Annotated in this window: 9 protein-coding genes and 1 pseudogene; 8 read left to right on the top strand and 2 right to left on the bottom strand. The window is 71.4% G+C overall.

The features are described from left to right. Positions 1 to 127: 127 nt before the first annotated feature. Positions 128 to 1,927 (top strand): annotated as a pseudogene (locus GGG17_RS08665) (excinuclease ABC subunit UvrA); the annotation flags it as partial. Between the two features lie 111 nt (positions 1,928 to 2,038). Here GGG17_RS08665 and GGG17_RS08660 read toward each other — a convergent pair. Next, complete coding sequence (locus GGG17_RS08660; RefSeq protein ID WP_311966537.1) at positions 2,039 to 2,992, bottom strand: sugar-binding transcriptional regulator; 954 nt, start codon at positions 2,990 to 2,992, stop codon at positions 2,039 to 2,041. Positions 2,993 to 3,153: 161 nt separating this feature from the next. On the opposite strand from GGG17_RS08660, the gene GGG17_RS08655 reads away from it, so the two are divergent. The 5 genes from GGG17_RS08655 to GGG17_RS08635 all read left to right on the top strand — a co-directional run bounded on the left by GGG17_RS08655 (position 3,154) and on the right by GGG17_RS08635 (position 9,806). Then, positions 3,154 to 4,887, top strand: coding sequence for a glycerol-3-phosphate dehydrogenase/oxidase (locus GGG17_RS08655; protein ID WP_230082820.1), 1,734 nt, complete (start codon positions 3,154 to 3,156; stop codon positions 4,885 to 4,887). Between the two features lie 116 nt (positions 4,888 to 5,003). Further along, on the top strand, positions 5,004 to 5,795 hold the full coding sequence (locus GGG17_RS08650) for an MIP/aquaporin family protein (protein WP_154593309.1): 792 nt from the start codon (positions 5,004 to 5,006) through the stop codon (positions 5,793 to 5,795). A 45-nt stretch (positions 5,796 to 5,840) separates the two neighbouring features. Continuing rightward, entirely contained in the window at positions 5,841 to 7,376 is a 1,536-nt protein-coding gene (glpK, locus tag GGG17_RS08645; RefSeq protein ID WP_154593308.1) for a glycerol kinase GlpK, read from the top strand. Between the two features lie 106 nt (positions 7,377 to 7,482). Then, on the top strand, positions 7,483 to 8,001 hold the full coding sequence (locus GGG17_RS08640; RefSeq protein ID WP_154593307.1) for a PH domain-containing protein: 519 nt from the start codon (positions 7,483 to 7,485) through the stop codon (positions 7,999 to 8,001). After that, entirely contained in the window at positions 7,998 to 9,806 is a 1,809-nt protein-coding gene (locus GGG17_RS08635; protein ID WP_154593306.1) for a PH domain-containing protein, read from the top strand. The genes GGG17_RS08640 and GGG17_RS08635 overlap by 4 nt, the downstream gene beginning before the upstream one ends. Here GGG17_RS08635 and GGG17_RS08630 read toward each other — a convergent pair. Next, positions 9,740 to 11,323 (bottom strand): dolichyl-phosphate-mannose--protein mannosyltransferase, encoded by a 1,584-nt coding sequence (locus GGG17_RS08630; protein ID WP_154593305.1) that lies wholly within the window; start codon positions 11,321 to 11,323, stop codon positions 9,740 to 9,742. The genes GGG17_RS08635 and GGG17_RS08630 overlap by 67 nt on opposite strands. 31 nt (positions 11,324 to 11,354) lie before the next feature. On the opposite strand from GGG17_RS08630, the gene GGG17_RS08625 reads away from it, so the two are divergent. Beyond that, on the top strand, positions 11,355 to 12,326 hold the full coding sequence (locus tag GGG17_RS08625) for a cation diffusion facilitator family transporter (protein WP_311966536.1): 972 nt from the start codon (positions 11,355 to 11,357) through the stop codon (positions 12,324 to 12,326). Continuing rightward, a complete protein-coding gene (rsmI, locus tag GGG17_RS08620) occupies positions 12,323 to 13,201 on the top strand; it encodes a 16S rRNA (cytidine(1402)-2'-O)-methyltransferase (RefSeq protein ID WP_154593303.1) in 879 nt (292 codons plus the stop codon). The genes GGG17_RS08625 and rsmI overlap by 4 nt, the downstream gene beginning before the upstream one ends. The last annotated feature ends 126 nt before the right edge of the window (positions 13,202 to 13,327 follow it).

Below are 13,327 nucleotides of genomic sequence, written 5' to 3'. Positions count from 1 at the left end.
CTACCTCTCCGAAGGCTCCATGGCCAAGCTCTACCCAACCCGCGATACTGAGACCGTCGCCCTCGAAAAGAGCGACCGGTAGGCAACGAGCATCACCTCAAAGCCCACCACTCAACGGGGCTCTATCATCTGCCCGGTCTGTGATGGCAAGCGGCTGAAGCCCGAGGCGCTGTCCGTCACGTTCGAAGGATTCGACATCGCCGAATTCTCCCGACTGCCGCTTCGGGAACTTGCCACGATCCTTTCGGGAGTCGTTGCCCGCCTGGAGGAGCACGGAGCCGCTTCTCCCGGCGCTGCCTCTCCACGAGCCGCATCGCAGGAGCATGTCGCTGCTGGCGGTTCCTCGCCTGCCGCCGCGCCCGATGTACGACCCACCCTGAGCCGAGCGCCAGAGAAGCGTGCTGCTGCGGTCCAGCTCGCATCAGGGGTGCTGCAGCGACTTCGTCCACTGGTCGATCTGGGGCTGGGCTACCTGTCGTTGAGCCGGACGACGCCGACGCTGTCGGGCGGCGAGCTACAGCGGCTACGGCTCGCGACGCAACTCAGCTCTGATCTCTTCGGGGTGGTCTACGTCCTCGACGAACCCTCGGCGGGGCTGCATCCGCAGGACGTGACGGCGCTCCTCGGGATCCTCGACGGACTCAAGGGGAAAGGTAACAGCCTGTTCATCGTCGAGCACTCCGTGGCCGTGATGCGGCACGCGGACTGGTTGGTCGACATCGGGCCGGGCGCCGGTGAACACGGCGGCCGAGTGCTCTACAGCGGCCCGCCCGACGGGCTCGCCGATATCGAGGAGTCCGTGACACGCGGGTACCTCTTCGGTGGCCGCGGTCTCCCTCTTCGCACACCCCGTGAGGCACGCAGCTGGCTGTCCCTGGAGAACGTGACGCGGAACAACCTGCACGACCTCACAGTCGATATCCCATTGGGTGTCTTCACCGTGGTCACGGGCGTGTCCGGGTCCGGCAAGTCGAGTCTGGTCAGCCAGGCGCTTCCGTCGCTGCTTGGCGATCGCCTTGGCCGGGCCGTCCCGGCCGATGACGAGCCGGTCAGCGACGAGTCACTCCTCGCGGATGCGCCGGAACGTCTCGATGGACGCGTCGCCGGGCCCGTCACCGGTGTACGCCGGCTGATCGTCATCGACCAGCGGCCCATCGGCCGGACGCCGCGGTCGAACGTCGCCACCTACACCGGGCTGTTCGACCACGTACGTCGTCGATTCGCAGACACCCCGGAAGCTCGTTCCCGCCGGTACAAGCCCGGCCGATTCTCCTTCAATGTCGCCGGCGGGCGCTGCCCGACCTGCGAGGGCGAGGGATCGGTGATGGTCGAGCTCCTCTTCCTGCCTTCCGTGTACACCGAATGCCCCGACTGCCACGGCACCCGATACAAGGCGTCAACGCTCGAGGTCACGTGGCGGGGGCGCACGATCGCTGACGTGTTGTCGATGAGCGTCGAGGAGGCGAACCTGTTCTTCGTGGGCGATGAGGAGATCACTCGATCCCTGGCCGCTTTGTCGGACGTTGGACTCGATTACCTCCGACTGGGTCAACCGGCAACGGAACTCTCGGGGGGTGAAGCCCAGCGCGTCAAGCTGGCGGCCGAGCTGCAGCGTGCGCAGCGTGGGGACACGCTGTACGTATTGGACGAGCCGACGTCCGGGCTCCACTGCGCCGACACGGATCGTCTGGTCGCGCATCTGCAGACGCTGGTCGATGCGGGCAACACGGTCGTCGCCGCGGAGCTGGACATGCGCGTTGTCGCGGTGGCCGATCACGTGATCGATCTTGGACCCGGCGCGGGCGACGCCGGCGGGACCGTGGTTGCAGCGGGTACGCCCGCCTACGTCGCGGACAAGGGCGTCGGTGCTTCCGCGGGCTACCTTGCCGCCGCACTGCAGGCAGCTACCAACGTGACCCCATTGTGACGAGTGTGTCGCTATGCGATATGAACATCGCACAGCGACACACTCGACAAGGTCGGGGTTGGAACCTTGAGCTGGCCGACGGCGTCCCTGGGCCACCGCACCACCGGGCCCTCACGAGGACAGCAGGGCGATCAGGCCACCTGCCGTGCGTTCGTCGATCACCAGGTCCGACACCACGCCCGCGCGCAGCGCCCCCAGCGTCCCCTGGATCTTGCTGTCACCCGCCACCGCGCACAGCCTGCGCTTCACACGCCGCAGCTCTGCGGGGGAGGGCCCGGAGGCCCGGCGGTTGAGCGCGATCCCGGCATACGACCCGTCCACCCGCAGGAAGTGCGTGGCGACGTCGCCGACGACGTGCTGGTCGGCGAGCTCGCGCACCTCCTCGGGGCGCAGGTAGCCGGTGGAGTAGACCTGGCTGAGCAGCCGCCCGCGGAAGGCCCCGACGCTGAACACCGCGATGTCGCAGGTGCGCCGCAGCTCGAGGATCCGGCGCACGGATCCCTCACGCCACAGCGCCTCCTTGGTCTCGGCGAAGTCGAAGAACGCCGGGGCGGGGAAGTGGTAGAGCTCGGTGTCGTAGGCGCTCGCGAAGCGATCGAGCAGCTCGGTGGTGTAGCGGACCCCGGAGGTGCGGGCGTTGGCCGCGCCGTTGAGCTGCACGACCACCGACCCGGTGGTGGGGTGCGGCACGAGATGCCCCGCGATGGCGGATGTCGTCGTGCCCCACGCGACCGCGAGGGTCATGTCGTCGCCCATCCACGAGTCCAGCAGGCCGGCGGCGCGCCGGGCCACGGCCTCCAGCCGCTGGGGATCACTGGCCGAGGACGACACGGGCACGACGTGCGCCTGCACCCCGAAGGCGTCGAGGAGGGTGCGCGCGGTGTGGTCGGTCGGCCCGTCGGGCGCCGCGACCGTGATGCGCACGATCCCCTCGTCCCGGGCCCAGCGCAGCAGCCGCGAGACGGTCGACCTCGAGACGCCGAGGTCACCCGCGATCATGTCCATGGTCTGGTTCTGCAGGTAGTACAGCTGCGCTGCGCGGTAAGCGGCTTCACGATCGTTCACGAGCCTCGCCCCCTCCTGCACGTTCGTGCAGACTGCTTGAGCATACGTGCAGGGCGGCGCATGCTCGATGCAGAGACCAAGATGCACCACGGGGTGCACCCACCGAGCCGCCGGTCGACACCGGCACAGAAAGGGTCGTGAGGACCATGGCCGCCACACCGATGACCTCCACCGCACTGTCCGCGACGAGCCGCGCCGACGCCCTCGATGCGATGACGACCGGCGAGCCCCTGGACCTGCTCGTCGTCGGCGGCGGCGTCACCGGCGCGGGCATCGTGCTGGACGCCGCGAGCCGGGGCCTGCGCGTCGGCATCGTCGAGGCCGAGGACTGGGCCTCCGGCACCTCCCAGTGGTCCTCCAAGCTGGTCCACGGCGGCCTGCGCTACCTCTACCAGCTCAACTTCGCCCTCGTGGCCGAGGCCCTCAAGGAGCGCGGCCTGCTGCTCACGACCCTCGCCCCGCACCTGGTCAAGGCCCAGCCCTTCCTGTGGCCCCTCAAGCTGCCGGTCGTCGAGCGGTCCTACAGCGCCGTGGGGGTGGGGATGTACGACGCCCTTGCGCTCGTCGGGGCCAAGGGCACCAAGACCGTCCCGCTGCAGAAGCACTACACGCGCCAGGGCGCCCAGGAGCTCTTCCCCGACATCCGCGACGACGCGCTGACCGGCGCGATCCGCTTCTACGACGCCCGCGTCGACGACGCCCGCCTGGTCATCGACCTGGTCCGCACCGCCACCGGGTATGGCGCGCTCGCGGCCACCCGCGCGCGAGTCACCTCCTTCGCCAAGGACGACACGGGACGGGTCGTGGGGGCCGAGGTGCACGACGCCGAGGGCGACCGCGACCTGACGATCCGCGCGCACCGGGTGGTCGCCGCCGCCGGCGTCTGGACCGAGGACGTCGAGGCGATGACGGGCTCCGACCAGGGCCTGAAGGTGCTGGCGTCCAAGGGGATCCACATCGTCGTGCCCAAGGAGCGGATCCAGGGGGAGACCGGGCTGTTCCTGCGCACCGAGAAGTCCGTGCTGTTCGTCATCCCCTGGGAGCGCTACTGGGTCATCGGCACGACCGACACCCCGTGGGAGCAGGACCTGCGCAACCCGGTGGCCACCGCCGAGGACATCGACTACGTCCTCGAGCAGGCCAACTCGGTGCTGGCCCGTCCCCTGACCCGCGACGACATCATCGGCACGTATGCCGGGCTGCGCCCCCTCCTGCAGCCCCACCGCGGCAGCGGCGGGTCCTCCACCAAGGTGTCCCGCGAGCACACCGTGGCCGAGGTCGCCCCGGGGCTGTGGTCGATCGCCGGCGGCAAGCTGACGACCTACCGCGTCATGGCCGAGGACGCCGTCGACGTCGCGCTGGGCGAGGAGGCGGCCGAGGCCAACCCGTCCGTCACCGAGCACACGCCGCTGGTCGGCGCGGCCGGGTTCGACGCCTACCGCCACCAGGCTCCGCGCATCGCCGCCGCCTACGGGTGGAGCGCCGAGCAGGTAGAGCACCTGCTGTCCCGCTACGGCGCAGAGCTCCCGGCCCTGCTGGCCCTCGTCGACGCCGACGCCTCCCTGGGGGAGCCGCTCACGACCGCGCCCGCCTACCTGCGGGTGGAGGCGGCGTTCGCCGTCACCCACGAGGGCGCGCTGCACCTCGAGGACATCCTCATGCACCGCATCCGGCTGCACTACGAGACCCGCGACCGGGGCGTCAGCGCTCTCGACGAGATCGGCTCGATCGCCGCACCGCTGCTCGGCTGGGATGACGACGACCTCGCGCGGGAGCAGGCGGCCTACCGCGCCCGCGTGGCGGGCGAGGCCGCGGCGGAGCAGGAGCGGACCGACGCCGCCGCCTCCGCGGCCCGCGCCCAGGTCGCCGGCGAGGCGCTGCCGGCCTCGTCCTGAGCGACCCGGTCGGCCTGACCGACCCGCTCGACCGCTAGAACAACCCACCCCCCGGGCGCCATCACCGTCCCGGCCGGGGCGACTGCAGGACAACGACGTTCACCAAGGAGTCAGCCATGCCCATCTTGCTCACCGCTGCCCTCGCCCAGGCGGCGATCGCCGCGCCACCGGCCGAGCCCGTGCCGCTCGGCACGGTCTTCGCCCACGAGCTGCTGGGGACGATGATCCTCATCGTGCTCGGTGCGGGCGTGGTCGCCAACGCCCTGCTGCCCGACTCCAAGGGCAAGGGCGGCGGCAACCTGATGATCAACGTCGGGTGGGGCATCGGCGTCATGGCCGGCGTCTACGTCGCCTTCAAGTCGGGCGGGCACCTCAACCCCGCGGTGACCCTCGGCCTGTGGGCCAACGGCGCGGACTTCGCCCCCGGCGTCCCGGCCGGCGCCACGACCGCGCTCGTCTACATCGCCGCGCAGGTCCTCGGGGCCTTCCTCGGCGCGGTCCTGGCCTGGCTGGCCTATCGCGACCACTTCGACCGGGAGGCCCCCGCCGGCGACAAGCTCGCGATCTTCTCGACCGGCCCGGCCATCCGCAGCTATGGCAACAACCTGATCACCGAGGTCATCGCGACCTTCGTGCTCGTCTTCGTCATCGTCACCTTCGGGCAGAACCCCGCCCAGCTCGGTCCGCTGCCCGTCACCCTGCTGGTCATCGGCATCGGCGCGAGCCTCGGCGGGCCCACCGGCTACGCCATCAACCCCGCCCGCGACCTCGGCCCCCGCATCGCCCACGCCCTGCTCCCGATCAAGGGCAAGGGTGGCAGCGACTGGGCCTATGCCTGGGTCCCCATCCTCGGACCCGTGCTCGGCGGCGTCCTCGCCGGTGTCGCCGCCACGGCGTTCGTCGGCTGATCGACATACAGTCAACCCAACTCACAAGGACGTGAAGGACAACTCATGAGCCCCAACACCCAGAAGTACGTCATGGCGATCGACCAGGGCACGACCAGCTCGCGCGCCATCCTCTTCGACCACTCGGGCCAGATCGTGAGCACCGGCCAGCTCGAGCACGAGCAGATCTTCCCCCGGGCCGGGTGGGTGGAGCACGACCCCAAGGAGATCTGGCGCAACGTCCGGCAGGCCGTGGCCCAGTGCCTCGCCGCCTCCAAGGACATCAACAGCTCCAACATCGTCGCGGTCGGCATCACCAACCAGCGCGAGACCGCGGTCGTGTGGGACAAGACCACGGGCGAGCCGGTCTACAACGCCATCGTGTGGCAGGACACCCGCACCGACAAGATCTGCGATGAGCTCGCCCAGGGCGACGACGACCGCTTCAAGGAGCGCTGCGGCCTGCCGCTGGCGACCTACTTCGCCGGCCCCAAGGTCAAGTGGATCCTCGACAACGTCGACGGCGCTCGTGAGAAGGCCGAGCGCGGCGACCTGCTCCTCGGCACCACCGACTCGTGGGTCGTGTGGAACATGACGGGCGGAGTCCAGGGCGGCGTCCACGTCACCGACGTCACCAACGCCAGCCGCACGATGCTGATGAACCTCGACACCCTCGACTGGAACCCCGACATCTGTGCCGCGATGGGGATCCCGATGTCCATGCTCCCGGAGATCAAGAGCTCCTCCGAGGTCTACGGCGAGGGTCGCAAGGGCGGCTTTCTCGTCGGCGTGCCCATCGCCGGCATCCTCGGCGACCAGCAGGCCGCGACGTTCGGGCAGGCGTGCTTCGAGCGCGGCATGGCCAAGAACACCTACGGCACCGGCTGCTTCATGCTCATGAACACCGGCGAGGAGGTCATCCACTCCCGCAACGGCCTGCTCACGACGGTCTGCTACAAGATCGGCGACAACAAGCCCGTCTACGCCCTCGAGGGGTCGATCGCCGTGGCCGGCTCGCTCGTGCAGTGGGTCCGTGACAACCTCGGGCTGATCAAGGACGCCGCCGAGATCGAGACGCTCGCCACCACCGTCGACGACAACGGCGGCGCGTACTTCGTCCCGGCGTTCTCGGGGCTGTTCGCGCCGTACTGGAAGGACGACGCCCGCGGCGCCCTCGTGGGCCTGACGCGCTACGTCAACAAGGGGCACATCGCACGCGCCGTGATCGAGTCCACGGCCTTCCAGACCCGCGAGGTCGCCGAGGCGATGGCGGCCGACGCCAAGGACGCCGACATCGAGCTCACCGAGCTCAAGGTCGACGGCGGCATGACCGCCAACGAGACCCTGATGCAGTTCCAGGCCGACCAGCTCGGCGTAGCCGTCGTCCGCCCCAAGGTCGCTGAGACGACCGCCCTCGGGGCGGCCTACGCGGCCGGCATCGCCGTGGGCTACTGGGACGGCGAGCAGGACGTCATCGACAACTGGGCCGAGGACGCCCGGTGGGAGCCCCAGGTCGACGAGGACGAGCGCGAGCGCACCTACCGCCTGTGGCAGAAGGCGGTGACCCGGACCTTCGACTGGGTCGACGACGACGTGCGCTGACCGAGCGTCTCGCGATCCGGCTCCGGCCGTATGCCGGGAGGGCCCCACCCCACGAGGCGGTGGGGCCCTCCCGACATACGAGGGGTGTGTCTGGCAGGGTGGCCCCATGGGGGAGACGATCGACGAACCGACCGACCTGGCCGCGGCGCTGAAGTCACCCGCCCACCGGCCGAGCCCACGTGCGAGGACGCTGTGGCTGGTCCACTCCGTGCTGGGGTCGCTGCCGTTCCTGGTGGCGGTGGGCGCCTGGTGGTGGTTCGACGAGGAGCGCCGCACCTGGTCGACGTGGGCGTTGGTCGCGCTGGCGGTGATCACCCTCGTCGACGTGGTGGTCGTCCCGCGCTGGCGCTACGCCGTGCACCGCTGGGAGTGCAGCCCGACCGCCGTGTTCACCCGCACGGGGTGGTGGACGCAGGAGCGCCGCGTCGCCCCCATCTCGCGGGTGCAGACCGTGGACCTCGAGCGTGGCCCGATCGCGCGGATGCTGGGCCTGGCCACCGTGACGGTGACCACGGCGTCCTCTGCGGGGGCGGTCGAGCTGGAGGGGCTCGACCTGGAGACCGCCGAGCGGGTGGTCGCCGACCTGACCCGCATCACCGACCAGACGCCGGGGGACGCGACGTGAGCGACCCGACCGAGCGCACCGAGGCCGAGCGGGTCGGCATCGGCACCGGTGGCGAGGTCGAGCCGCGGACCGGCCCGGCGGAGATCCCCTGGCGGCGGCTGAGCGGGCGCATGCTCCTCATCCACCCGCTGCGCAGCCTCAAGGAGCTGTTCCCCGCCATCCTGCCCGCCCTCGTCGTCGGCAACGCGCGCGTGGGCATCGACAACCAGTCGTGGAACCTCGGCGTCGGCGCCGTGGTGCTCCTGGTCGCGGTCGTCACCTGGGCGACCACCCGCTACCGCATCGCCGACGGGCGGGTGCAGCAGCGCAAGGGGCTGCTCAAGCGCGAGACCCTCAACGTCCCCATCGACCGGGTCCGGTCGGTGGACCTGCAGGCCTCCCCGCTGCACCGCATCCTCGGCCTGTCGACGGCACGGATCGGCACGGGGGTGGCCGGCGGCAAGCCGCTGGTCCTCGACGGGCTGACCACCGGCGAGGCAGCCACGCTGCGCGCCGAGCTGCTGGTGCGCCGCGGGTCGATCCAGGAGACCCATGCCCCCTCCACCACGGCGGTGGGCGCGGGGGAGGGCGAGGGCTTCGACGCGCAGGGGACGACCACGACCGGTGGGCCGTCCGGCGCGCCCGAGCCCGAGGTGCTGTCCCGCTTCGACCCCTGGTGGGTGCGGTACGCCCCGCTGTCGACCAGTGGGCTGCTGATCGCCCTGGCCATCGTCGGATTCGCGGGACAGCTCGCGGGCCAGGTGCTCAGCGACCAGGTCGTGGCCCAGCTGACCAACGCCTCGCAGCGCTACGGCATCGTCGCGATCGTGGCGGCCCTGGCTGTCGCCGCCGTGGTCTTCGTGCTGGTGTGCGCGCTGGTGGCCTACGTCCTGGCCTACTGGGGACACACGGTGACCCGAGAAGGGGACCGGCTGCACATCGCGCGCGGCCTGCTCACCGTGCGCTCGACCACGATGGACCTCGGCCGGCTGCGGGGCGTGGCGATGGGGGAGAGCCTGCCGGTCCGGGCGGCCCGCGGCGCCAGCCTCAAGGCCGTGACGACGGGCATCGGTGGACAGGGCGCTGACGAGGGGGTCGGCTCGAGCTCGGGCTCCGGCCTGCTGCCCCCCGCCCCGCGCCGCCACGTCCAGGCGCTGGCCACCCGCCTGCTCGGCGAGGACCGGCTCGGCGCGCCGCTGACCGGTCACGGCCCGGCTGCCCGGCGCCGCCGCTGGAGCCGGGCGCTGCTGTCCGGCCTGCTGCTGCTGGTGCCGCCGCTCGTGCCGGTGCTGCGGGCGGGGTGGTCGTGGTGGTGGGTGGCGCCGTTCGCCATACCTCTGCTGCTCGCCCCGCTGCTCGCCGAGGACCGCTGGCGCAGCCTCGGTCACGCCGTCCTCGGCCGTCCCGGCGAGGCGCGGCAGCTGGTCACGCGCGCGGGCAGCCTGCACCGACGGACGGTCGCGCTCGACGCCGACGGCATCATCGGGTGGACGGTGCGGGAGACCTTCTGGCAGCGGCGTGTCGGCGTCGCGACGCTGGTGGCGGCGACGGCGGCGGGGTCGCAGCACTATGACGTGGTGGACGTGCCGACCGACCGGGCGTGGCAGATCGTGACCGACGAGCTGCCGCTCGGCCTATCGCCGACCCGCCGGGGGCGGGATCATCGACCTGGCGGACGAAGGCCGGTCGATGCCCCTACCGGGGGCGGGATCATCGACCTGGGGGACGAAGGCCGGTCGATGCCCCTACCCCCGGTAGGTCAGATCCAGGAGGGGAACCACATGCGCAGCTGCCAGTCGGCGTACGGGATCACCTGCGCGGTGTAGACCGGCCAGAAGAACACGAAGCACGCCACGCACAGCGCGACGAAGGTCCCCGCCACGGTCAGCCCGGCGCGTCGGCGCGCCACCGAGGCCTCCGGCCGCCCGATCACGAGGCCCAGCAGATAGGTGACGGCGAGCACGAGGTAGGGCACGAACACCACGGCGTAGAACGTGAAGATCGTGCGGTCCTGGTACATGAACCACGGCAGGTAGCCCGCCGCCACCGCCACGACGATCGCGCCCGCCCGCCAGTCGCGCCGCAGCAGCCACATCACGAGCAGCACGACCAGCGCTGCGACGGCCGTCCACCACAGCAGGGGCGTGCCGACCGACGTGATCGCCTTGGCGCAGGAGTCGACGGCGCAGCCCTGCTCGCCGCGCTTGGGGTTCTGCCAGTAGAAGGAGGTGGGGCGGCCCTGCAGCAGCCACGACCAGGGGTTGGACATGTAGGGGTGCGACGCGGTGATCGAGCGGGCGGACGTGAACATGTCCTGGTGGTAGTGCAGGAGCGAGCGCAGCGCGCCGGGGACCCAGCTCCACAGGGGGTCGGCGGGGTGGCTGTCGGCCCAGTGCCGGCCGTAGCCGTTGTCGCTGCGGAACCACCCGGTCCAGCCGGCGAGGTAGGTGCCGACGACGATCGTCGTCATCGAGACGAAGGCGGTCACCCCGTCGACGAGGATCGCGTTGCGGGCCCAGTTGACCTCGCCGATCGCGCGCCGCGCGGACAGGTCCCAGGCGACCGTGAGCAGCCCGAACGCCGCGAAGTAGAACCCGCCGGACCACTTGGTGCCGATGGCGAGACCGAGGCAGAGGGCGGCCACCAGCCGCCAGGGCCGTATGCCGAGGCCGATGCGTCCGTAGGTGACGTCACGTCCCTGGGCTATCAGCGTGGCGGCGTGGTCGGCGAGCCGTCGCCGGGAGTGCTCCCGGTCCGCCACGAGTGCGCAGAACGCGGCGAGGACCCAGAACATCAGGATCATGTCGAGCAGCGAGGTCCGCGAGTGCACGAAGTGGTGGCCCTCGGCGGCCAGCAGGATCGCGGCGACGACGCCGAGCAGGGTGGAGCGGAGCATCCGGCGGGCGACCAGCCCGAGCATGAGGATCGACAGGGTGCCCATCAGCGCCACGGTGAACCTCCACCCGAGGGAGCTGGTGGGGCCGAAGGCCAGCTCGCCGAGCGCGATGCACCACTTGCCGATGGGTGGGTGCACGACGAAGTTGCCCGCGGTGCCGAAGACGTCGGTGGTGCCGTGGGTGAACGGCACGTCGTGACTGGTGATCGAGGACTTGGGCGTCAGCTCGACGCCGCTCTTGAGCAGGCCCACCCCGTCCTTGACGTAGTAGGTCTCGTCGAAGATCAGCTCGTGCGGACGCCCCACGTCCCGGAAGCGCAGCACGCCGCCGACCAGGGTGACCAGGCCGATGAGCAGCCAGGCCCGTAGCGTGTCGGTGAGCGGCCGGCCGATCAGGCGCTCCCTCAGCCGCAGGGCGAGGTCGGTCGGTGGCGTCACGCGCCTCATCGTAGGTGCAGCGGGGTGCGATGATCGACGCGTGACGCCCGCTGCCGACCCCTCGCGCGACCTCCGCCGGTTCGCCTGGCTCTCCATCGCCGCGGCCATCGCGACCATCACCCTCAAGGCCGGAGCCTGGCTGCTCACGGGCTCGGTGGGGCTGCTGTCCGATGCCGCGGAATCCGTCGTCAACCTCGTGGCCGCCGTGGTCGCCCTCGTCGCCCTGACGGTGGCGGGGCGCCCGGCCGACGACGACCACCATTTCGGGCACGCCAAGGCTGAGTACTTCTCGGCCGCGGTGGAGGGCCTGATGATCTTCGTGGCGGCGGGGGTGATCCTCGTGACCGCGGTCGAGCGCTTCCTGCATCCGCAGCCGATCGACAACGTCGGTGTCGGCCTGGGCGTCTCGGTCGTGGCCTCGGTCATCAACGGTCTGGTCGCGGTGGTGCTGGTGCGCGCGGGTCGGCGGCACGACTCGATCACCTTGCGCGCGGACGGTCAGCACCTGCTGACGGACGTGTGGACCTCGGTGGGGGTGGTCGTGGGTGTCCTGCTCGTCGCCCTCACGGGGTGGCAGCGGCTGGACCCGGTCGTCGCCTCCCTCGTCGGCATCAACATCGTCCTCACCGGCGTGCGGCTGCTGCGCGAGTCCGTGGGCGGGCTCATGGACACCGCCCTCCCGGAGGAGCGGCACCGCGAGATCGCCGCCGCGCTGCTGCCGTTCGCGTCCGACGAGGTCGACTTCCACGGCCTGCGCACGCGCAAGTCCGGTCACCACGAGTTCGCCGAGCTGCACCTGCTCGTGCCCGGCCACTGGACCGTGCGGCGCGGCCACGACCTCACCGAGGACGTCGAGCAGCACCTGCGCCGGGCGATGCCGGAGCTGCAGGTCGTCATCCACCTCGAACCGCTCGAGGACCCCCGGTCCTACGACGGCGTCCCGGTCGACCTGGGTGCGCTGCCCGCGGGGCCGCAGGGCCGGACGGACCTGGGCCGGGAGGGGATCGTATGACGCCGCCCGCCGCCTCCCCTCCCGCCGCCAGGCCGGGGGAGGGCGTGCTCGTCCTCGCCGCCACCCCGATCGGCGACCCGCGCGACGCGGCTCCCCGCCTCGCCGACGAGCTGACCGCGGCCGACGTCGTCGCCGCCGAGGACACCCGTCGGCTGCACCGTCTCTGCCAGGCCCTCGGCGTCCAGCCGGGCGGCACCGTCCTCAGCTATCACGAGCACAACGAGGCCTCGCGCACGCCCGACCTGCTGGCCAGACTCGAGGCAGGGGAGCGGGTGCTCGTCGTGACGGACGCGGGCATGCCGTCCGTCTCCGACCCGGGCTATCGCCTGGTGGCGGCCGCGGTCGAGGCGGACGTCCGGGTGACCTGCGTGCCGGGGCCCAGCGCGGTGCTGATGGCCCTCGCGGTGTCCGGGCTTCCGGTCGACCGGTTCTGCTTCGAGGGCTTCCTCGCGCGCAAGGCCGGGGAGCGGGCCCGCCACCTCGCCGAGCTCGTCGGCGAGCGCCGCACCATGATCTTCTTCGAGGCGCCGCACCGGCTCGACGCGACCCTTGCGGCGATGGTCGAGGCCTTCGGCGGCGACCGGCGGGCTGCGGTGTGCCGGGAGCTGACCAAGACCTACGAAGAGGTCGTCCGCGGCCCCCTCGTGGAGCTGGTGGAGTGGGCGCGCGGCGAGGTGCGTGGCGAGGTCACCGTGGTGGTCGAGGGGGCGCCCGCGGTGGTCGTCCGGGCCGAGGACGCCGTGGCGCTGGTGCTCGACCGGGTCGCCTCCGGCGAACGGCTCAAGGACGCGTGCGCCGCGGTCGCCGCGCAGACCGGCGCGGCCAAGAAGGCGCTCTACGACGAGGCGCTGCGCGCCCGGCATACGGACCGGTAGTCCCAGGGGCCGAGACCCCCCGAACCTCACGTCGGTGACGTGGGTCACGAAGGCCACCCTAAGCAGACGGACACCAACGCGGCGCGCACCGTGATCGTTCCCGATCCGTGGCCTCGGAGGGCGCGC

The organism is Arsenicicoccus cauae, from assembly GCF_009707125.1.
Taxonomy (GTDB): Bacteria; Actinomycetota; Actinomycetes; order Actinomycetales; family Dermatophilaceae; genus Arsenicicoccus; species Arsenicicoccus cauae.
Note: the sequence above shows the minus strand (reverse complement) of the source record. Positions and strands in the feature narration are given on the sequence as shown.

Coding starts and splice junctions, on each gene's coding strand:
- GGG17_RS08655 (WP_230082820.1), top strand. CDS start 3,154: ATGACCTCCACCGCACTGTCCGCGACGAGCCGCGCCGACGCCCTCGAT.
- GGG17_RS08650 (WP_154593309.1), top strand. CDS start 5,004: ATGCCCATCTTGCTCACCGCTGCCCTCGCCCAGGCGGCGATCGCCGCG.
- glpK (WP_154593308.1), top strand. CDS start 5,841: ATGAGCCCCAACACCCAGAAGTACGTCATGGCGATCGACCAGGGCACG.
- GGG17_RS08640 (WP_154593307.1), top strand. CDS start 7,483: ATGGGGGAGACGATCGACGAACCGACCGACCTGGCCGCGGCGCTGAAG.
- GGG17_RS08630 (WP_154593305.1), bottom strand. CDS start 11,323: ATGAGGCGCGTGACGCCACCGACCGACCTCGCCCTGCGGCTGAGGGAG.
- rsmI (WP_154593303.1), top strand. CDS start 12,323: ATGACGCCGCCCGCCGCCTCCCCTCCCGCCGCCAGGCCGGGGGAGGGC.